Source organism: Ruegeria sp. ABF4_144, from assembly GCF_056160045.1.
The window spans coordinates 2,037,447-2,056,607 of sequence record NZ_JBSWWK010000001.1; the positions used below are offsets into that span (position 1 = coordinate 2,037,447).

The following is a 19,161-nucleotide window of genomic DNA, read 5'->3' on the forward strand; positions in this document are numbered from 1 at the left end:
CTACCGGATCACTCCTTCCAGCACCGCGCGGAATCGGGGCTGCAGGTGTTCCATCAGCAGCGAGGCCACAGCCTTGTCGGTCAGGTCCAGCACTACGCCCTGATCTTCGGCCCTGACCCGGATACCGTCCTGCGCATCGTCCGAGGCGTGCAACTCGACCTGCTCGCGCAGCATCTTGGCGGTCAGACCCAGCACGTATTTGGTCAGCTTGCCCGACTGAATGTCGTCGGCATTCTGTTTGATATCCTCTTGCGTGGCGACCTTGGCGGGCAAAATGACCTGCACCTGGCCGTCTAGTTTCGCCTCAGCAGCGGCGCGGCCCACCACTTCGAGGATCATCTGTTTCAGCAGGTCCGGGTCACCCATTTCCTTGGTGACCAGTCTTTCAACATCTTCGCGGAAACGGTCCGTCAGACCGGCCTTCATGGTGAGAACGGCATCACGCATGGCGGTATTCAAAGCTTCTTCGCCAGCAGCGCGGTAACTGTCAGACTCGCTGCGGGCCTTTTTCTGATAGGCATCCGCCTCGCGTTTTGCGTCGGCCAGAATCTTCGCGGCCTCAGCCTTAGCATCCGCGCGAAGTTTGTCCGCATCCGCCTGCCCGGCGGCCACACCGTCACTGCGCAATTTGTCGATCAGCGCATCGACACCATGAGAAATCATCCCATCCTGTGCCATCAGCTGATCCCCGCGCTGATGACCAAGGCAAAGACAAAGGCAAAGACACCAAAGCCTTCGATGATCGCTGCTGGTGCCAGCGACAGGCCGAAGATTTCAGGTTTTTCCTTGGTCGCGTTAATCGCCGCCGCACAGGCCCGACCCTGCCATATACCGCAATACATCAGCGCGATGCCCGACAGGATACCAATCCCGAACAGACCGCCCGCGTTTTCCGGCGTCACGTCGCGGTTCAGCGTGAACATGATAACGATGCCGTAAATCACCATGGTCGAAGGGAAAGCCGACACACCGACAAAGCGGCCATAGCCGCCCTCGGTTTCGGTCATAGCGCCGATACTGGCCATCCCCGCAATCGAACAGCCGATGGCGCTTGCGGCCGCACCCAAAGCCATGGGTGCATAAATCCCCAGCCAACCCAATGTCAGAACAAGCTCATTCATTCCTGAACCTCCTTGCGGGCGAACGGACGAAAGACGATGCCTTCGTCCGGCAGACCCCATTTAAAGAATTCGATGTAATTGAGACGCAATCCGTGGACGACGCCGCTCATCAACGCGAGGGCGAAGTTCAGGATGTGACCGATAATCAGGATCAACAGACCGAACAGAATGCCCGGCCCTTTCAACGCATGGATCACGGACATGGCCAGATCGTTGAAGGTGATCGCCAGCGAGGCCGAGGCCAGACCCAGCGCAAACAGGCGCATGTAACTCAGCACATCTCCGAAAGCGCCCATGGCCCCGGCCAGACCCTGTACCCCGTCGATCAGGCGCCATATCCAATCGGTTGGCTTCTTGATCACCCGCTCGCTTGAGAACAGCAGGATCACCAGCGCACCCACGATCAGAATCGCCGTTCCCACAGTCGGGGAATTCCCTTTCATATAGCTAAGCCACAGAACAAACCCACCGATCAGCGCCGCGATCCAGCCCAGATTGGCGATCGCTTTCCTCTGCCCCCACGCCGCCCGAGCGGCCATCGCATTGGCCAGAACTAGGTGCAGAACACCGACAACAATCGACACCATCATCATGGCCCCGAAATTGTTCATATCCAGAAGCTTGAGTTTGGCCCAAATCGACCCATCGGGCGGAGACACCCCGAAATAGCTGCCGACCAGAATACCATACACAATTGTCGCGCCCGCGATGATCAGCCCATACAGCCGCCAGGATCTCTCTCCGACCGTTCGACCCATCCGGTTCCAAAACAGCAGCAGACCCAGCAGGATGACAACACCATATCCGGTGTCGGCCACGATCATCGCGAAGAAGAACGCAAACGAGGCGGCGACGATTACGCTCGGGTCCCAATCCTTATAGCCGGGCACTTGATAAAATAGCGCCAAGTCTACGGCAGCACTGCGTTTTTCCGGTTGCTCCAAGAGCGTAGGCGGTGTGTCGTCTGGCCCCGGTTCCTCGATCAGAACGGCGGCATCCTTGGCCTGAGCCATCTCAAGCACGGCCTCAATGCGATCTTCGGGCACCCACCCCTGTAGGGCAAACATCGCCTCTTCGTCGCGCACTTTCTGGGTCGCATGGGCCAATTCCGCCGCGCTTTCGGCTACGGACAAATTCCGCCGCATCAGCCTAAGATACCGGGTCTGTGCAATCCGCTCAGCCTCTAGCGCTTCGATGGCGATCTCGGCTTCTTCCAGCTGCGCTTCCAACTCGTGAATGGGCAGCGAACCAGTATGGGTGCGCGCAACCGGCAGGATGTCGTCAGTGGGCTCTTCCGGGGCGATCAGGACGGCGTAGATGAACCGATGGTCCTGTTCCAGAATGGCCCAGGGCAGCGTCAGATCGGACAATGCATCGCGGTGCTTTACTGGCAGTTGGTAGAACCAAAGCCGATTGCCCGCCAATACGTCATCGGGTGGGAAATCCAAGTCTCCCCAAGGCCGCACCTGAGCAATCCGATGAGCCAGAAAATCCCGCCGGTCGGTCATGTCACGCGTACGCTGCATCAGATCCAGAACGTCCTTGACGAACTGGTCCATGTCGAAATCCGGGTCACGCTGTATCTGGCGTCGTGGCTCGGGCACATCTGTCAGGAAGCGCAAGGCCTTATAGGCATCTCTTGCGCCACGCTCGCTGATCTTTTCAGGCTCGGCCGGTGGGGGTGCCAGCGGCAGGACATGCATACAGCCAAGTTCTTGCAATGCCTCAAGCGTCTCAGTCTTCTGACTAGCGCGTCCGACCAAAGACAGTTTTTTGAGACGCGCAACACTCATGACACAGCCTCCTGCGCGTGTTTGCGCTTGGAGATCTTCGAACGCACAACGGCCTGCATCTGCTCATCGCTCAGGTAGATGCGGATTTTCTTGATGTTGGCCTTGGCGCGCGGGATAAGAACCTTTTCGAACAGGTTGACGCGCTGCGTGATCGTCGCGACGGCCTTGTCGAAAATCTTTACCCTCTCCTCGGCCACTTTGACCCGCAGGCGCGCCTCGATCATGTCGTGCAGCAACTGCGCTGCGGCATCGACCCAATGGGGTTTGGCCAACAGGGAATAAGGGCGCACCGCGACCTCAATCCGGTCGAGCGCGGGCATTTTCACACCCACAACGTTGACCTCTTTGACCTGATAGTCCTTGAGTTCGACCAGCCCGTCCAAATCGACACCCTGCTGCGCCAGCATCGGCAGCTTCGCCCCGACCTGCTGGGCGAGTTCTTTAACCTCTTCCTCAAGCCGCCTTACGTCCTCGCGCGCTTTGGCGCGTTCCGCCATCAACTGCTGGCGCTTCAGGTCCAGCGACGGCAGGAACCGCTCATAGCTTTTCAGCTGCGTCTGCTGGCGAGCCAGCGACGATTTATTCAGCTGCAACCGCGCCATTGGCATCCTTCGGGAAATACTTGTCGACCAAAGCCTGCTTCATCAGCAGTTGTTCGGGCGCAAAACACTCGGCCAGCGTCTTCCAGCCCAGATCCAGCGCCTCTTCCAGCGGGATCGAGACGTTGATGTCCATGAACCGTGTCCGGAACAACGCGCCGAACTTCAGCAGCTGGTGATCATAATCCGACAGATCGAACGCCATCGCCTGTTTCTGCGCGGCATCCCGGCTTTCGGAATAGAAACGGATCATCGTATTCATGATCTGCCCGTGGTCTTCGCGTGTGGTCTTGCCGATCACATTCTGCTTGAGGCGCGACAGGCTGCCGAACGGGTCGATCACACCTGAGTGCAGATAGAACTGCCCTTCGGTGATATACCCGGTGTTGTCAGGCACCGGGTGGGTCACGTCATTGCCGGGCATCGTTGTTACGGTCAAAACCGTTACGGACCCGCCCTTGGCATAGTCACAGGCTTTCTCATACCGCCGCGCCAATTGGGAATAGAGGTCACCCATATAACCGCGCTGCGAGGGCACTCGTTCCTGACTGATGCCAACCTCTTTCATCGCATCGGCAAAGGCAGTCATGTCGGTCAGCAGGACCAGCACACGCTTTCCTTCTTCGACCGCAAATTTCTCAGCTACAGCCAGCGCCATGTCGGGCACCAACAAGCGCTCAACTAGGGGGTCCATTGCCTGATTCACGAACATTACCGTCCGCGAGAACACGCCCGCATCCTCAAACGACGTCCGGAACGTGTGGTAGTCGTCAAAAATCAGCCCCAACCCGCCGAACACCACGATATCGGCGTCGGCCTGAATGCCGATTCGGCTAAGGAAGGCGTTGAACGGTTCACCCGAGACCGAGAAGATCGGAATTTTCTGGCTTTCGACCAGCGTGTTGAACACATCAATCATCGGCACATCGGTGCGGATCATCTTGTTGGGCACCGCCCGTTCGGCCGGGTTCACGGTCGGTCCGCCAATATCGATTCGAGGCTCGGCCGACAGGTCCGGCCCGCCATCAATCGCCCCCCCTGCCCCATCAAAAACGCGGCCCAGAATATTCGCTGAATATGGCGTCTGCATCGGGTGGCCCAGGAAGGTTGCTGTCGCCTCAGTCGATATCCCCTTGGTGCCGGAAAACACCTGCAAGGTCACCACGTCATGGTCGATGAATATTGCCTGAGCCAGAGTTTTATGCCCATCAACCGTTTCAATCACCGCAAGGTCATTGAACCGAACGGCAGCGTCTGCCGATCCATCCAACGGCACCCTGACCTTGATCGTGTCGCCTACAATTTCCAGTACACGCGTGTATTTCAAAAGACTCTGGGACATTACCTATCCTCATGCGTCCAAGTGATTTTCGCCAATCGCCACCGCAATAATCAACGGCATTTTTTGTAATCGTAGGTGCAGCTTACAACGAATTCACAAATTGGCAACCGAGGATGCGTTGTCCTTGCGACACCCCTCAATTCTACCAATTACTAAAAATTTAGTTTGACACGTATGCAAAAAATCGCCGATGCTGATCGCCATCCGGTTTGCGCCGGAAACCATAATCTTTGGGAGGAGACAGATGCGGAGACATCTACTTTCCGCAGTGGCGGCGGCTGCCGTTATTGCGGGGCACGGTTCTGCTTGGGCCGACGAAGCCGCAGCACAACGTTGGATCGACGACGAATTCCAGCCATCAACCCTGTCGAAAGACGAACAGATGAGCGAGATGAAGTGGTTCATTGAAGCTGCACAACCTTATTCCGGAATGGAAATCAACGTCCTGTCCGAGGGCATCCCGACCCATTCCTATGAGTCCGAGGTTCTGACCAAGGCATTCGAGGAAATCACCGGCATCAAGGTCAACCACCAGATCCTTGGTGAAGGCGAAGTGGTTCAGGCCGTTCAGACCCAGATGCAGACCGGACGGAACCTGTATGACGGCTATGTCAACGACAGTGACCTGATCGGCACGCACTCGCGTCTGCAACTTGCCTACCCGCTGACCGACATGATGGGCGGTGATTGGGCGGCGACAACCTCGCCGACGCTCGATCTGGATGACTTCATGGGCATTCAGTTCACAACCGGCCCGGACGGCAAGCTGTATCAGCTGCCCGACCAGCAGTTCGCGAACCTCTACTGGTTCCGCAAGGACTGGTTCGATGACGAAGACAACAAGGCGGCGTTCAAAGAGAAGTACGGCTATGATCTGGGCGTTCCGGTCAACTGGTCGGCTTACGAAGACATCGCCGAGTTCTTCACCAACGACGTGAAAGAAGTCGACGGCGTAACGATCTATGGTCACATGGACTACGGCAAACGCGCGCCTGACCTTGGCTGGCGCATGACCGACGCTTGGCTGTCGATGGCCGGCGCTGGTGACGTAGGCGAGCCAAACGGTGTTCCAGTTGATGAATGGGGCATTCGCATGGAAGCGGGTACCTGTAACCCTGTTGGTGCGTCCGTCTCGCGCGGTGGAGCGGCGAACGGTCCGGCTGCCGTCTATGCGATCCGCAAATGGGACGAATGGCTGCGCGCCTATGCGCCTCCGGGTGCCGCGTCTTATGACTTCTACCAGTCGCTGCCAGCGCTCAGCCAAGGCAACGTAGCCCAGCAGATCTTCTGGTACACCGCCTTTACCGCCGATATGGTGAAGCCGAAGTCCGAAGGCAATAACACCGTGGATGACGAGGGCACGCCGCTGTGGCGGATGGCGCCCAGCCCGCATGGCCCGTATTGGGAAGAAGGTCAGAAGGTTGGCTATCAGGACGTGGGTTCCTGGACCTTCCTGAAATCGACCCCCGAGGATCGTGCTCAGGCGGCTTGGCTCTACGCTCAGTTCGTGACTTCCAAGACTGTTGATGTGAAGAAGTCCCATGTGGGTCTGACCTTCATCCGCGACAGCTCGGTCAACCACGAGTCGTTCACCGAACGCGCACCCAAGCTGGGTGGTCTGGTCGAGTTCTACCGCTCGCCTGACCGTGTGGCATGGTCCCCGACCGGCATCAACGTGCCGGACTATCCGAAGCTGGCCCAAATCTGGTGGCAGCAGATCGGTGATGTGAACTCGGGTGCCTTCACCCCGCAAGAGGCGATGGACCGTCTGGCCGAAGAGATGGACATCACCATGGCCCGTATGCAGGCCGCGGATGAAAGCGCCGGTGTCTACGGTGGCTGTGGCCCGCGCCTGAACGAACCGCAGGACCCGGCCTTCTGGCTGGAAAAAGCGGGTTCGCCCAAGGCGAAGCTTGAGAACGAAAAGCCGCAAGGCCAGACCGTCAACTATGACGAACTGGTTCAGCGCTGGCAGTCTCAGTAAGCCAATGCAACCGGGGGTGCCGCTTCAGGCATCCCCACCTCAAAGGCCAGTGCGATGCACTGAAGGACCGGAACCCACGGACATGATCGAATTACAAGACGCCACCAAACGGGTTGGCAATGTCATCCATATAAAACCCACGAACCTGACGCTGAAAACCGGCCATTTCAATGTGCTGCTGGGTGCGACGGGATCGGGCAAGACCTCTCTGATCAAGATGATGGCCGGGTTGGACCCGATCGCCTCGGGCAAGGTCCTGATGGATGGGCAGGACGTCACAAAGCTGAACACGCAAAAACGGCAGATCAGCCTGGTGCACCAGTTCTTCGTGAACTACCCGCATATGACTGTTTTCGACAACATCGCCTCGCCGCTGCGCGTGGCGGGCATGGCAAAATCCGAAATCGAGGGCCGTGTTGAAGAGGCCGCCGACCTACTACAATTGCGCCCGATGCTGCACCGTCGCCCGCATGAGCTGTCGGGCGGGCAACAACAACGGACCGCTCTGGCCCGTGCGATTGCCAAAGAAAGCCGTGCCGTGTTTCTGGATGAGCCGCTGGCCAACCTCGACTACAAATTGCGCGAAGAACTGCGCGAGCAATTGCCGGACCTCTTTGCCGGACGTGGCGCCGTTGTGGTCTACGCCACCTCTGAACCCGAAGAGGCGCTGCTGCTGGGTGGCCATACAGCCCTGATGGAAGACGGTCGTGTGACCCAGTTCGGTCCGACCGCCGACATCTATCGCAACCCCGAGAACATCGCTGCCGCTCGGGTCTTCTCGGACCCGCCGATCAACGTGGCTCGTATCACTGTGTCAGGCGCTCAAGCGCAATTGGCGGGCGGTGGCGGCTGGTCAGTCACGGACATGACAGACGGCGATTACATGGTCGCCGTGCGACCGCACCGCGTAACCCCCTTCCGCACATCGGACGCGGATGTGGAGTTGACCGGCCGGGTGATCGTGACCGAACTCTCCGGCTCGGATTCCAGTGCGCATTTCCAACACGGCGATGACGCATGGGTTTCGCTCGCCGCGGGCGTGCATCCCTACCAAGTCGGTGAAGATCACAGCTTTTACATGAACCCGGCCCATTGCCGGTATTTCGGCCAAGACGGCAAAAGGGTGGCCTGACATGGCACAGATCAAACTATCAAACTTGCGACACAGTTACATGCCGACGCCAAAAGGCCCGGAAGACTATGCGCTGAAGGAAATCGACGTGACCTGGCGCGATGGCGGGGCCTATGCGCTGCTTGGCCCGTCGGGTTGCGGTAAGTCGACTTTGCTGAACATCATCTCGGGCCTGCTGACGCCGTCCGAGGGACAAATTCTGTTTGACAGGCAGGACGTCACCGCCCTGCCCCCCGATCAACGCAACATCGCGCAGGTGTTCCAGTTCCCGGTGATCTACGACACCATGACCGTTGGCGAAAACCTGGCCTTTCCGTTGAAGAACCGCGGCGTGGACCCGGCAACGATAAAACGCCGCGTCGATGAGATAGCCGAGATGCTGGACGTCGCCGATATGCTGAACACCCGCGCGAGCGGCCTCAGCCCGGACAACAAGCAAAAGATCTCGATGGGTCGAGGGCTGGTCCGTGACGACGTGAACGCGGTGATGTTTGACGAACCGCTGACCGTGATCGACCCGCACCTGAAATGGAAGCTGCGGTCGAAACTGAAAGAACTGCACCAGCGCGTCAAAGCCACGATGATTTACGTGACCCACGACCAGACCGAGGCGTTGACCTTCGCCGACGAAGTGGTCGTGATGCAGGAAGGCGAAGTGGTTCAGATCGGCACCCCGGTCGAACTGTTCGAGCGCCCTCAGCACACATTCGTCGGGCACTTCATCGGATCACCCGGTATGAACGTCTTGCCCTGTGAGACCAAGGGAGACAGCGCCGTTTTTGAAGGCCACGAGGTCATGCTGGAAGGCCCGACCCACGGCGAAGGCGGTCGCACCGATCTGGGTATCCGCCCGGAATACATAAGCTTTGGTGAAACCGGCATCCCCGCTCATGTCACCAAGGTTGCGGATATCGGGCGTCACTATGTGGTCAGCGCTATGGTCGGCGATACACCGGTAAAGGCCGTCGCTGAGCACAATGCCCCCAACCCAGGCTCACACGTCTTCCTGCAATTCAAACCAGAACAATCCCGCGTCTACCGAGACGGCTGGATCGCAACCGAGGAGCGGGCGCAATGAGAACGGAAAACCAAAAAGCGTGGTTCTTTGTCCTGCCTGTGCTGGCGCTGGTCGCGTTCAACGCGCTGGTGCCGATGATGACGGTCGTCAATTACTCGGTGCAGGAAACCTTCGGCAATAACCAGTTCTTCTGGGAAGGGCTTGGGTGGTTTGAGCAAATCTTGAGGTCCGACCGATTTCAGGCCGCATTGGGGCGGCAATTCCTGTTCACCTTCCTGATCCTGCTGATTGAGGTGCCTCTGGGCATCATCGTCGCCCTTTCGATGCCACGTAAAGGGTTCTGGGTGCCGGTCTGCCTGGTGCTGATGGCCCTGCCGATGCTGATCCCTTGGAACGTGGTCGGCTCGATGTGGAATATCTTCACGCTGCCAAAAATCGGCCTTCTGGGATACTTCCTGAATGACGTTCTGGGCATCAATTATGACATGACCCAACAGCCGATCTCGGCCTGGATTACCGTCATTGTCATGGATGTCTGGCACTGGACCTCGCTGGTTGTGCTGCTGTGCTATGCGGGCCTCGTGTCGATCCCTGACGCCTACTACCAAGCCGCCAAGATCGACGGGGCCAGCCCGTGGTCGGTGTTCCGCTATATCCAGTTGCCCAAAATGAAGACCGTCCTGACCATCGCCGTTCTGCTGCGCTTTATGGACAGTTTCAACATTTATACCGAGCCCTTCGTTCTGACGGGCGGCGGCCCCGGCAACTCAACGACCTTGCTGTCGATCGACCTTGTGAAGATCGCGCTAGGACAATTCGACCTTGGCCCTGCAGCCGCGATGAGCCTGATCTACTTCGCCATCACGCTGCTGGTCAGCTGGGTCTTCTACACTCTGATGACAAAGGATGACGCGCAATGAAGAAGCGGTCCCTTATCCCGATCCTCTACATCGCGTTCCTGATGCTGCCGATCTATTGGCTGGTGGCGATGTCCTTCAAGACCACGAACGAGATCCTTTCGGGCTTTTCCCTGTTTCCCCAGACCTTTACGCTGGAGAATTATATCACCATCTTCACCGACCCGACGTGGTACTGGGGATACATCAACTCGATCATCTATGTGACGATCAACACGGTGCTTTCGGTCTGTGTGGCTCTGCCTGCGGCCTATGCGTTCTCGCGCTATCGGTTCCTGGGCGACAAGCAGCTGTTCTTCTGGTTGCTGACCAACCGAATGGCCCCGGCGGCCGTGTTCGCACTGCCGTTCTTCCAGCTCTACTCCTCGATCCACCTGTTCGACACCTATCTGGCAGTGGCCCTGGCACACACGTTGTTCAACGTGCCGCTGGCGGTGTGGATTTTGGAAGGTTTCATGCGCGGCATCCCGAAAGAGCTGGATGAGACGGCTTATGTCGACGGCTACTCCTTCCCGCGGTTCTTCGTGACGATCTTCCTGCCCAACATCAAGGCAGGCGTGGGCGTCGCGGCCTTCTTCTGTTTCATGTTCTCGTGGGTCGAGATGCTGCTGGCCAAAACCCTGACCGCGGTCGAGGCCAAACCCATCGCCGCCGTAATGACCCGTACAGCGTCCAGCGCGGGGTATGAGTTGGGCCTGCTGGCTGCTGCAGGAACCCTAACCATCATCCCCGGCGCCATCGTCATCTGGTTTGTCCGTAACTACATCGCGCGTGGTTTCGCGATGGGTCGTGTGTGAGGTTCGAAATGCGCAAACTACTTCTCACCCTCCCCTTCCTGCCCACCAATGCCTTTGCCCAAGCGCAAGCCGGATGGGGCAATGTCGGCCAGCAAGAGGAAAAAGGCTTCTCTTGGACCGATCCCCTGTGGCCCGACTTCTGGATGGCCTGGACCCCGGCGACGCTGGCTGTGTTTGTCGGCATCTTCTCGGCCATCGCCCTGATCGGCGTGCTCGAAGGCTTCAAGTACCGGGACGGGATTGAACGGCGCGGTGTTCTGGGTCTGACGACCACGCTGGGCGATCGGTTGTTCATAACACTGCTAGGGTCGGCTTATATCTTTCTGGCCTGGCTTGGGCTGGTCGGACAGCCCGTCTGGACGCCGCTTTTCCTGTCTATCGGCTGGGGCATCTTCGTTTTCTGGAAAGTTTAAGCTTTGCGAAACAGCGAAAGGATGCTTGTCTGTCAGGCATACTAAAAATGCGACACGAAAGACCGATGCGAAAGAAAAAAACAACAAACCTGCTGACCGAAGTCGAACTTGAGTTCATGAACGAGCTCTGGGCGCTGGGTCAGGGCTCGGTCCGTGACGTGCTTGATCGTCTGCCACCAGAACGCAATCTGGCTTATACATCCGGCGCAACCATCCTGCGAATTCTTGATGAAAAAGGCTTTGTCGAAAGCCGCAAGGACGGAAAGACGCTGATCTATACGCCGCTTCTGGAGAAAGACAGGTATCAGGCACGGTCGTTGCAGAACCTGTCGCGGACGCTGTTCGACGACACACCTGCCACGCTGGTTGCGCGTCTGGTTGACGATGCAGGCCTCAGCGAAGCCGATCTGGAGGAAATTCGGGCACTGGTAGAGAGGAGACTGCAAAATGACAGCGGTTAAACCGGTTCTCGACGCGTATCTGGAATGGAATCTTGTCCTTGGCCTTGCCGCAATTCTGTGGCTGGCTGCACGGGGGTTACTGTCCAGAACGTCACTCAGCCACGGGTTCGTGGCACAGTTGCGTGCGCTTAAGGCGCTGTGCATGTGCATCGTCATCAGCCCCTTGCTGGCATTGGGTGTATCTGCACTGGCTAAACTCACTCAGGCCAACAACACCGTGGCGATCGGTGATATCGCGGTGGCGGCGTATTTGCGCGGTGACATCGGCATGCCGGCCACCCAATTCGAGGCGTTGCTGAACACACGCCAACGCTGGGTTGAGGTGTTGTTCAGCGGAGACTATCCGGTTGTATCGGTGATACTAGTTCTGATGGCACTTACATCGCTGATCTACGCTCTGCGGGCAATTCGCGACGGTTTGGCGATCCGCGAGACGGTCAACACCAGCTTTTTGTGGCGCCATTCGGCGAAGGTGGACATCCGCCTGTCCGACCGCATTTCCGTGCCCTTCGCGGTCCGGGGCCTGCGTCGGCGTCATGTCGTTTTGCCCAGCCACTTGCTGGATACCCCGCGCGAACTGCGCTTCGCCCTTGCGCATGAACTTCAGCATGTGCGTGCCGGAGACGTTGAGTGGGAGTTGGGGTTCGAGCTGCTGCGCCCTGTGCTGTTCTGGAACCCCGCCTATCTGGTGCTCAAGTATCAGTTCGACCGCCTGCGCGAATTGGCCTGCGATCAGTCGGTTGTGACCCGTAAGAACATCGACGCGCAGGACTATACCAATTGCCTGTTGGACTATTGCGCCCGAACCGTCATGCGCGGCAGCCCGCGCGTTCTGAACGTGGCTTTGGTCACCGGTGGCAAGGCAAAACGTGTTTTGCGGCAACGGGTGATTGCCCTGGCGGATGCGCCTGCTATGCAATCGTCAATGCCCTTCATGTTCCTCGGCCTGAGTATCCTGTTTGCGCTTGTCCTTGGGTTGGCGGCCGCATCGGTCCAGCAGACTGAAGACTGGAGCCATGATCGCCTAATGCTGTCGACTGTGGTCAACCTCGAGCGGCTGGAAGCACGCAATCAGGGCAACTGACCTGCCTACCAGCCACGGCGCCCAAACAAGGCCTGCAATCTGGTCTGTCCGGCAAACGGGTCGGCAGGTTGCGGTGCGGACAGGTTCGCAACAACCCGTCGGACCAGAACCCAGCAGATCACGGCAAAGATGACCCCGCCCAGCGCCTGCCCCAGCAGCACGCCGGGCGCACCCGCGATATAGGCTCCGGCAACTGCAAAGGGCCATGTGCCCAGCGTGTGCCGCCCCCAGTTCACCCAAGTCGAATAAATCGGGTGACCCAGATTGTTAAAACTGGCATTCGCGACAAAGATCACACCGTTGAAGAATGAAGCCAAGGCCAGCGGCCCGCAGAACAAATAGATCAGTGCCCGTGTCTGCCCCTGCGCCTGAAACAGATCGGCAATTGGCGCGCGTAACACGAACAAGGTGACCGCCATCAGACAGACATACACGGCGGTGAATTTCACACCCGCCAGAAAGGTCGCTTTCACCCGATCATACTGCGCTGCGCCGAAGTTCTGACCGACGATTGGACCGATTGCCCCGGACAGCGCGAACACAACCGAAAATGCCACCGGCATGAGTCGCCCGATCACCGCCATACCAGCTACGGCATCCGTTCCGAATTGCGCGATTTCGCGGATGACAATGGCGTTGCCGATAGGCGTAGCGACATTAGTCAGAACGGCAGGTACGGCGATTGCTCGGACGGGCCTCACATCTGCTGCCAACTGCCGCAATGATGGTCGCCCAAAACCGCGATGCACACGCACCGCCGGCCTGACTGCCGCAATCAACATGCAAACCCGTGCAATAACCGAGGCGATGGCCGCCCCGTCCAGCCCCAAGCCAACGGCAAAGATCAGGATCGGGTCCAGCACCGCATTGGCCACCCCGCCGTAAATCGTGGCTTGCATCGAACGCCGCGCATCCCCATAGGCGCGCAGGACGGCCATACCGGTCATCGCAACCGCCATCACCCACATGGTCGGAATGATGATCGACACATAGCGGGCGGCCAGCCGCAGCACTTCGCCCTCGGCGCCCAGCAGTGACAGGCAAAATGTCAGGTTGAACAGGACGGCCACAGAGACGATCAGCCCGACCAGAGCCCCCAGAACCGCAACGCTGGTTCCGAACTGGCGTGCTTGTTCGTGCCGACCGGCGCCCAGCTCTCGCGCAACCAAAGCGCCCGCAGCGATCGACAGGCCAACATTGATCGAGTTGGTAAAGAACAATAGCGTCCCGGCATAACCGACCGCAGCGGCCAACGCGTCGTTACCCAGCAACGATATGAAAATCATATCGACGAAGTCCACTGCGAAAATCGCCATCAGGCCGATGCTGGTGGTTAGTGACATTCGGGTGACGTGGCCCATCAGGCTGCCCGTCAGAAAGACCGCTTTGCCTTTGGATTGTGTTGCCATATGTAGTTCAGCCCCTGCCCCTTTGGCCAATCTGCCCGCGTTTCCACCGGTGATGCAACGGCAATCTAGGGGCAGAGTCTCATCTGAAATAATTGCGTTACTATTGCAAAGCCGCCTGATACCCGCGCAGGAACTGCAGAACAAACCCCGACAACTCTGAACGAACGGCATCGGTGTCCAACGCAACAAACCGACCTTCAAGAGACAGTTTGACAATGCCATGCACCGCCGAAAACACCGTGCGCGCGCGCAAGGCCAACGCGGCTTCATCCAGCCTAGGGCTTAACTGCGACAGCGGAGCCATCACCTCGGCAATCAGAATTACGTGTTCCTCCAGATGCCACTCGGGCACTGGAACGCCGGGTGGCATCCTGTGGTCAAATAACGCAGCCCAGAGGTTCGAGTTCTCGGTGCCGAACTCAAGGTAAGCCAGCGCAAGAGCCAACAGCTTTTCCTCGGGTTCCTCTTTTGAGGACGACGCAGTTTGCAGAGTGGTATGCAAACGCGCCAGCGTGCGGGAATTCACGGCCAGAATCAAAAGGTCCAAATCCTCGTAGGCGTTATACAGGCTACCCAACGCACATCCCGCATCTTTGGTGACATCTCGAGCCCGCAAAGCCGCCAAACCGTGCGACTTTATCCTCTCTTCCGCTGCATTTAGAAGATTTTCTTTCAGTATTTCTCTTTTGTTTTTAGTCACTTAATCCTCCGCAACCCAGAAGTAATGAACATCGTTCATTTTTATTATTGAACAATGTTCAAAAATAGCACATAGTCACCTCATGAACAATGTTCATAAACGAGGAGCCAAAGATGTTCAAACAGTTTGCCACTTTGCTACGAGGCCGGGCCTATGAGGCGGCAACGGTTGTCACGGACCGTCACGCCCTGCCCATATTGCGCCAACAGATCCGCGATTGCGCCCATGCCGTTCAGATGTCCCGCAAGGCCGTGGCTGTCGCGATGGCTCAGAACGAGCAGGAAAAGAAACAGCATGACCGACTGACCCAGCAGATCGCCGATCTTGAAGCTCGCACGCTGGCCGCCCTGCAACAGAACCGCGAGGACCTGGCCCGTGACGCCGCCGACGCTATCGCCCACCTTGAGGCTGAGCGCGACGTGTCCACCCAGGCGCAGGCCCGGTTCGACACAGAAATCGCCCGGCTGCGCACAGTATTGCGCGAGGCCGAAACCCGGCTGCGGCAGTTGCAGCGCGGTCAGCGGCTGGCGACGGCAACGGACAAAACGCAACGCCTGCAGCAGGTGGCACCAGACAGCGGCCTGTCCACATTGCGCGAGGCCGAAGACACCCTGCAACGTCTGCAGGAACGGCAAAGCGAAATGGACGCCACCGCCCGTGCGATGACCGAGCTGGAGACCACCGGATCAGCCGAAAACGTACGTGATCGACTGGCCGAGGCAGGCTGCGGCAAGCCCCTGCGTTCCAACGCGGACGAGGTTCTGGAGCGGCTGAAAAAGAAGGCCCAGAAATCCGCCAAGTCGAAATCGAACTAACATCACGTACCAAATTCAACGCACTGAAAAACTGAAAGGAATAGTCCAATGAACACCGAAGAAAACCTGAACCTGCCGCAGTCGAACGCATGGAACATGTTCACCATTGGCTCATTTATTGTAGCCGCAGCGATGATGGCGGGCGGCATCTATTTCCTCGAAGCCAGCTTCGCGGCGAAAGGCTTCTACTCAATGTCCGCTCTGATGCTGGTACACACCACCGTCTCGATCACCAAAACGCTTCGTGACCGCGAGGAATCCCAGCGTCTGCACAATCGGATCGAAGAGGCGAAGACCGAGAAACTGCTGAAAGAAGTGGGCGACAATATCGCCGCCTAAACGATCACATCGTGCATAGATAGGCGCGCGCGGCTGGGGGTGGCTTTGTTGGCAACCCCCAGCCGTAATGCGTTGAACAGCACCCGGTCGTCAGGTAAATTGAACCTATCCGAAACCTCGGCGCGCGTGGCAGGATCATCCGCCAACGCCGCGGCCGGCCAGCCAACCAACCCTCGGGCCGTTGCCTGCAGCCATGTCCGGTAAAACGCCCGCCCCGCTTCGACCATTACCCCCTCTGCAGGCCAGTGAAACAAGGCGATCGCGCTTGCGTCCTTGCTGCGCGCCGCCTCGCCCGAAAGCTGCGGGCCAAGACCCAGCGCAGACAACAGGCCATAAACCTTGGTGCCCAGCACAACCGGCACCAACATTGCGGTGGTGGCATCCATGGCCAGAACATCCCGGTTCAAGCCATCGGTATCGTATTTCGGATCGTCCTTGCGCAATCGCATCCAATGCAACAACTCAAAGCGGAAGGGCTTTGGTCGCATGATCTGGGCCGAGGCGACGTCGATCTGTTTGGCCAACCAGTCGATCTGCGCCGCATCCGTCACCAGCGTCATATGCGCATCCGCCCATTTGTCTAAAGCGGCGTTCGGCGCAGGTGAAAACCCCGCTCGATGGGTCAGACGCCTAGGCATCTCTGCCGCCAGCGCGATATCTTCGGGAGCGGCCACACCTTCGGGCACGATCCGGGCGACGGGGCGCAACCCGGCTTCCCCCGTGCCTTCAGTCAGGGTCACGCTGGCCCCCACCCCACGTGCGGCTAGAGCCAGAACCGTGCCCTCGACCGCCGCACCGCACGAAACCTCAAGGTCGCGATCCGTCGGATCCCCCACAGGCAGGCGCCGGGACAGGTCGGCCAGAACGTCGATGCCTCCATCCCGCAGCGCCCAGCGCGCCGGTTGCGTGTTGTGCGCCGAAGGCGCCAGCATCGCCTGCGCCACCACGGCTTCGAACTCTGCCCGATCCATCACGACAACTCCTTAGAGAACAGATGCAACCGATGCAGTGGAACCGCCCCGGCCTTTTCGGTTTGCCGGAGGCTGGCGGTGTTTTCGTCGGCAATCCAAGTACCGCCGACTGTCTTATACCCCGCCGCGATCATGTCGCGTGTCATCTCACTGAGCATCAGGGGATTGACCGAGCGGCCCTGAAACTCTGGCATCACGCCTTGAAAGATCACCACGGCGCGGTCCCTGCGGGCTTCGTAGCGCAGGTAGTGCCACGGCAGAGACAATCGCATTCGTGATCCGACCCGGCGCAAAAGCGGGTTTAGATCCGGGATGGCGATCACCGCTCCGGCGGGTTTGCCCTGATAGTGCACTACCTTGGAAATACGCGGATCCATGATCCATTTCATGTCTTTGGCCTGAAAATGGAACTCCTCGGCCGTGACAGGAACAAACATCGGATTGTCTTTGAAGCTGCGGTTCAGGATGGATCGTGCATCCTCAAGCCGGTCAGCGATGGTCGCGCGGGTGACGGGGGCGAAGGAAAACCCCTGCTCCAGCAAACGTGAGCGTTGAGCATCTGACAGAACTTGCGGCGCGGGCGCCGCGTCTAAGCGGCGCTCGAATGTGGTCATAGGAAAACCCGGTTCATACCCGTTTGCCTTCAGCAGCCCAGGCAGATGTGGCGGGCCCCAGATTTGATCGGTGAAGGGTGCCTGATCGAACCCCTTGGTCATAATCCCGGCCTGCTGCATCGCAGTCAGGTTGAAGTTGCCGGTCAGATGCGTCATGCCCCTATCGCGCGCCCAGTTTTCCGCAGCCTGCAGCAGGGCGTTGGCAGCCTCCGGGTCGTCCGCACAATCAAAAAAGCCAAAGCATCCCCGACCCTCATGATGCAGCTCATTCGACGCTTGGTGAACATGTGCGGTGATCCGACCAACCGGACTCCCCTGCCTCTTAGCCGTGAAATAGGTGAAGTCCGACGCCTTGGAAAACAGCGGATTTGCAACCGACAGGAATCGCTTCAGATCCGCTTTCATTGGCGACACGTAGGGGGTATCGGGCCCGTAAGCGTGGAAGGGAGCCGCAAAGAAACTTTTGAAATCCCGTTCCAGCAGTTCAATCATGCCTGCCCCTTTTCCACCAGCACACCCGCCATCCGCTGCACCGCGCGCAGAGCTGCGCCCGTACTGTCCAGCGCGGCGATATCCGGGCTGCTGAGCATCACCAGCCGCAGAGGTTCAGCCGAAAGCAACACGGCATGCGTGGCCTCAAACCGTGAGAACAGCCAGTTGACCTGTTCGTCATCCGTAGCACCCACCTGTTGCACTGGCGAATTGTTGAACCGGGACCGCAGGTCACCAAGGTTCATACCGGTCAATTCATCCTCTTCCACCAGCACCGCATCCGGAGCCCCAGCAGCACGGCGCAGCAAAGTCAGGCTGGCCTGTGGTCCCTGCCCCTTGGCCTCGGCAATCTCGCGCAAAGCGACCAGTTGGCGGTCCTCGATCCGCAGTGCAATCGCGGCCTGCCAGATCGCCAGCAGGATCAGCGTAGACACGACGACAGCCATGACCTGAATCCCCGTACGCAGGTCCAGCGAGACCAGCCCGGACAGGGTAAGGGTCAACAGCCCGGTCACAAGGAAAACGATCCCAAAGCTGCGCAAAATATCCCCGGCCCGTAACCCCGTGCGGTTCATTCCGATCGACAGCCAGCACAACACCAGAACGGCCACACCGCCAAGCCTGACCGGGGCATCAACCACAGCCTCGCGCATGTAATCGGTTGCCAGAAAAGGCAGGATCAACAGGAAAGACAGGCTCATTCTGTTGACGGTTCTGTTCTCGGTCAAAGTCAGGCTGTCCCTGTCGCGCCGCACCACAAACACAGCCACGCCACCCAGCGCGATCAGTTGGAAACAGAGCAGCGCGGCCAGTCGCAAAACCTCGAGGCTGCTGAATTGCAGCAACCCCAGCAAGACAAGAACAACCGCCCCCCAAGCACAGGTCTGTTTCAGGATGGGAGGTGCATGGCGACGCAGCAACCCCTCGGCAAGTACCAAAGCAGCCAGAGGCAACAAAGCGGCAGAACAGGCAGCAGTTGCGGAGAAAAACCAGCCCCAGCCCCCCCAATGACCGATCCGGGACAGCATCAATATGACCAGCACCCAAAGGCAGAACCGAAACCTTCTGGCGATCTCCGGTCTCTGCACCAGATCGCCCAGATGCAGCAAGACGACCACCGCGCCCAGCGCGGCGCAGACAGATACCCAGGTATCTGCCAA

General features: G+C 58.6%; 20 protein-coding genes. 10 read left to right on the forward strand and 10 right to left on the reverse strand.

Annotated elements, in window-relative coordinates; all coding sequences use genetic code 11:
- From ACXAGD_RS10290 to ACXAGD_RS10310, 5 genes are read right to left on the reverse strand one after another with little or no spacing between them, the layout of a single operon-like run.
- Nucleotides 1-678: a hypothetical protein gene (locus ACXAGD_RS10290; protein ID WP_475210277.1), complete on the reverse strand. Its 678-nt coding sequence runs from the start codon at nucleotides 676-678 to the stop codon at nucleotides 1-3.
- Nucleotides 678-1,121, reverse strand: a complete 444-nt coding sequence (locus ACXAGD_RS10295; protein WP_170324458.1) for an ATP synthase subunit C — start codon at nucleotides 1,119-1,121, stop codon at nucleotides 678-680. Before ACXAGD_RS10295 ends, ACXAGD_RS10290 begins: the two co-directional genes overlap by 1 nt.
- The gene (locus ACXAGD_RS10300; protein WP_475210280.1) at nucleotides 1,118-2,914 is read right to left on the reverse strand and encodes a V-type ATP synthase subunit I; all 1,797 of its coding nucleotides are present in this window, start codon (nucleotides 2,912-2,914) and stop codon (nucleotides 1,118-1,120) included. The genes ACXAGD_RS10295 and ACXAGD_RS10300 overlap by 4 nt, the downstream gene beginning before the upstream one ends.
- A complete protein-coding gene (locus ACXAGD_RS10305) occupies nucleotides 2,911-3,516 on the reverse strand; it encodes a V-type ATP synthase subunit D (RefSeq protein WP_475210282.1) in 606 nt (201 codons plus the stop codon). The genes ACXAGD_RS10300 and ACXAGD_RS10305 overlap by 4 nt, the downstream gene beginning before the upstream one ends.
- Entirely contained in the window at nucleotides 3,494-4,855 is a 1,362-nt protein-coding gene (locus ACXAGD_RS10310) for a V-type ATP synthase subunit B (RefSeq protein WP_475210284.1), read from the reverse strand. Before ACXAGD_RS10310 ends, ACXAGD_RS10305 begins: the two co-directional genes overlap by 23 nt.
- Before the next feature lie 244 nt (nucleotides 4,856-5,099).
- Here ACXAGD_RS10310 and ACXAGD_RS10315 point away from each other — a divergent pair, with 244 nt between their 5' ends.
- The 8 genes from ACXAGD_RS10315 to ACXAGD_RS10350 all read left to right on the forward strand — a co-directional run bounded on the left by ACXAGD_RS10315 (nucleotide 5,100) and on the right by ACXAGD_RS10350 (nucleotide 12,661).
- Nucleotides 5,100-6,839 (forward strand): ABC transporter substrate-binding protein, encoded by a 1,740-nt coding sequence (locus tag ACXAGD_RS10315; protein WP_475210285.1) that lies wholly within the window; start codon nucleotides 5,100-5,102, stop codon nucleotides 6,837-6,839.
- Nucleotides 6,840-6,921: 82 nt separating this feature from the next.
- Entirely contained in the window at nucleotides 6,922-7,971 is a 1,050-nt protein-coding gene (locus ACXAGD_RS10320) for an ABC transporter ATP-binding protein (RefSeq protein ID WP_475210287.1), read from the forward strand.
- Nucleotide 7,972: 1 nt separating this feature from the next.
- Nucleotides 7,973-9,049: an ABC transporter ATP-binding protein gene (locus ACXAGD_RS10325; RefSeq protein ID WP_475210289.1), complete on the forward strand. Its 1,077-nt coding sequence runs from the start codon at nucleotides 7,973-7,975 to the stop codon at nucleotides 9,047-9,049.
- On the forward strand, nucleotides 9,046-9,909 hold the full coding sequence (locus ACXAGD_RS10330) for a carbohydrate ABC transporter permease (protein WP_058280832.1): 864 nt from the start codon (nucleotides 9,046-9,048) through the stop codon (nucleotides 9,907-9,909). Before ACXAGD_RS10325 ends, ACXAGD_RS10330 begins: the two co-directional genes overlap by 4 nt.
- Complete coding sequence (locus tag ACXAGD_RS10335; RefSeq protein WP_058280831.1) at nucleotides 9,906-10,703, forward strand: carbohydrate ABC transporter permease; 798 nt, start codon at nucleotides 9,906-9,908, stop codon at nucleotides 10,701-10,703. The genes ACXAGD_RS10330 and ACXAGD_RS10335 overlap by 4 nt, the downstream gene beginning before the upstream one ends.
- Before the next feature lie 8 nt (nucleotides 10,704-10,711).
- The gene (locus ACXAGD_RS10340; protein ID WP_475210290.1) at nucleotides 10,712-11,116 is read left to right on the forward strand and encodes a DUF2160 domain-containing protein; all 405 of its coding nucleotides are present in this window, start codon (nucleotides 10,712-10,714) and stop codon (nucleotides 11,114-11,116) included.
- A 65-nt stretch (nucleotides 11,117-11,181) separates the two neighbouring features.
- Entirely contained in the window at nucleotides 11,182-11,577 is a 396-nt protein-coding gene (locus ACXAGD_RS10345) for a BlaI/MecI/CopY family transcriptional regulator (RefSeq protein ID WP_475210291.1), read from the forward strand.
- Nucleotides 11,564-12,661, forward strand: coding sequence for a M56 family metallopeptidase (locus tag ACXAGD_RS10350; protein WP_475210293.1), 1,098 nt, complete (start codon nucleotides 11,564-11,566; stop codon nucleotides 12,659-12,661). Before ACXAGD_RS10345 ends, ACXAGD_RS10350 begins: the two co-directional genes overlap by 14 nt.
- A gap of 5 nt (nucleotides 12,662-12,666) precedes the next feature.
- Here the strand turns inward: ACXAGD_RS10350 and ACXAGD_RS10355 are convergent, their stop codons facing one another.
- Nucleotides 12,667-14,070 carry an MATE family efflux transporter gene (locus ACXAGD_RS10355; protein ID WP_475210295.1) on the reverse strand — a complete coding sequence of 468 codons (1,404 nt, stop codon included), beginning with the start codon at nucleotides 14,068-14,070 and terminating at the stop codon, nucleotides 12,667-12,669.
- Nucleotides 14,071-14,170: 100 nt separating this feature from the next.
- Nucleotides 14,171-14,770 carry a TetR/AcrR family transcriptional regulator gene (locus ACXAGD_RS10360; protein ID WP_475210297.1) on the reverse strand — a complete coding sequence of 200 codons (600 nt, stop codon included), beginning with the start codon at nucleotides 14,768-14,770 and terminating at the stop codon, nucleotides 14,171-14,173.
- 113 nt (nucleotides 14,771-14,883) lie between these two features.
- Between ACXAGD_RS10360 and ACXAGD_RS10365 the strand changes: the two genes are divergently transcribed.
- Together ACXAGD_RS10365 and ACXAGD_RS10370 are read left to right on the forward strand one after the other, a co-directional pair.
- On the forward strand, nucleotides 14,884-15,585 hold the full coding sequence (locus ACXAGD_RS10365) for a PspA/IM30 family protein (RefSeq protein ID WP_475210298.1): 702 nt from the start codon (nucleotides 14,884-14,886) through the stop codon (nucleotides 15,583-15,585).
- A 48-nt stretch (nucleotides 15,586-15,633) separates the two neighbouring features.
- Complete coding sequence (locus tag ACXAGD_RS10370) at nucleotides 15,634-15,924, forward strand: YiaA/YiaB family inner membrane protein (protein ID WP_475210300.1); 291 nt, start codon at nucleotides 15,634-15,636, stop codon at nucleotides 15,922-15,924.
- Here the strand turns inward: ACXAGD_RS10370 and ACXAGD_RS10375 are convergent.
- The 3 genes from ACXAGD_RS10375 to ACXAGD_RS10385 are packed head-to-tail and all read right to left on the reverse strand — an operon-like array spanning nucleotide 15,921 to nucleotide 19,161.
- Nucleotides 15,921-16,895 (reverse strand): hypothetical protein, encoded by a 975-nt coding sequence (locus tag ACXAGD_RS10375; RefSeq protein ID WP_475210303.1) that lies wholly within the window; start codon nucleotides 16,893-16,895, stop codon nucleotides 15,921-15,923. The two genes, ACXAGD_RS10370 and ACXAGD_RS10375, sit on opposite strands and share 4 nt — an antisense overlap.
- Nucleotides 16,895-18,001 (reverse strand): hypothetical protein, encoded by a 1,107-nt coding sequence (locus ACXAGD_RS10380; protein WP_475210307.1) that lies wholly within the window; start codon nucleotides 17,999-18,001, stop codon nucleotides 16,895-16,897. The genes ACXAGD_RS10375 and ACXAGD_RS10380 overlap by 1 nt, the downstream gene beginning before the upstream one ends.
- A complete protein-coding gene (locus ACXAGD_RS10385; RefSeq protein WP_475210309.1) occupies nucleotides 17,998-19,161 on the reverse strand; it encodes a hypothetical protein in 1,164 nt (387 codons plus the stop codon). The genes ACXAGD_RS10380 and ACXAGD_RS10385 overlap by 4 nt, the downstream gene beginning before the upstream one ends.

Bases quoted from the DNA above. Each gene is read 5' to 3' on its own strand.
- ACXAGD_RS10310 (WP_475210284.1), bottom strand. From the start codon at position 4,855: ATGTCCCAGAGTCTTTTGAAATACACGCGTGTACTGGAAATTGTAGGC.
- ACXAGD_RS10335 (WP_058280831.1), top strand. From the start codon at position 9,906: ATGAAGAAGCGGTCCCTTATCCCGATCCTCTACATCGCGTTCCTGATG.
- ACXAGD_RS10325 (WP_475210289.1), top strand. From the start codon at position 7,973: ATGGCACAGATCAAACTATCAAACTTGCGACACAGTTACATGCCGACG.
- ACXAGD_RS10355 (WP_475210295.1), bottom strand. From the start codon at position 14,070: ATGGCAACACAATCCAAAGGCAAAGCGGTCTTTCTGACGGGCAGCCTG.
- ACXAGD_RS10375 (WP_475210303.1), bottom strand. From the start codon at position 16,895: ATGGATCGGGCAGAGTTCGAAGCCGTGGTGGCGCAGGCGATGCTGGCG.
- ACXAGD_RS10300 (WP_475210280.1), bottom strand. From the start codon at position 2,914: ATGAGTGTTGCGCGTCTCAAAAAACTGTCTTTGGTCGGACGCGCTAGT.
- ACXAGD_RS10340 (WP_475210290.1), top strand. From the start codon at position 10,712: ATGCGCAAACTACTTCTCACCCTCCCCTTCCTGCCCACCAATGCCTTT.
- ACXAGD_RS10290 (WP_475210277.1), bottom strand. From the start codon at position 678: ATGGCACAGGATGGGATGATTTCTCATGGTGTCGATGCGCTGATCGAC.
- ACXAGD_RS10345 (WP_475210291.1), top strand. From the start codon at position 11,182: ATGCGAAAGAAAAAAACAACAAACCTGCTGACCGAAGTCGAACTTGAG.
- ACXAGD_RS10315 (WP_475210285.1), top strand. From the start codon at position 5,100: ATGCGGAGACATCTACTTTCCGCAGTGGCGGCGGCTGCCGTTATTGCG.
- ACXAGD_RS10365 (WP_475210298.1), top strand. From the start codon at position 14,884: ATGTTCAAACAGTTTGCCACTTTGCTACGAGGCCGGGCCTATGAGGCG.
- ACXAGD_RS10295 (WP_170324458.1), bottom strand. From the start codon at position 1,121: ATGAATGAGCTTGTTCTGACATTGGGTTGGCTGGGGATTTATGCACCC.
- ACXAGD_RS10320 (WP_475210287.1), top strand. From the start codon at position 6,922: ATGATCGAATTACAAGACGCCACCAAACGGGTTGGCAATGTCATCCAT.
- ACXAGD_RS10380 (WP_475210307.1), bottom strand. From the start codon at position 18,001: ATGATTGAACTGCTGGAACGGGATTTCAAAAGTTTCTTTGCGGCTCCC.
- ACXAGD_RS10370 (WP_475210300.1), top strand. From the start codon at position 15,634: ATGAACACCGAAGAAAACCTGAACCTGCCGCAGTCGAACGCATGGAAC.
- ACXAGD_RS10350 (WP_475210293.1), top strand. From the start codon at position 11,564: ATGACAGCGGTTAAACCGGTTCTCGACGCGTATCTGGAATGGAATCTT.
- ACXAGD_RS10305 (WP_475210282.1), bottom strand. From the start codon at position 3,516: ATGGCGCGGTTGCAGCTGAATAAATCGTCGCTGGCTCGCCAGCAGACG.
- ACXAGD_RS10330 (WP_058280832.1), top strand. From the start codon at position 9,046: ATGAGAACGGAAAACCAAAAAGCGTGGTTCTTTGTCCTGCCTGTGCTG.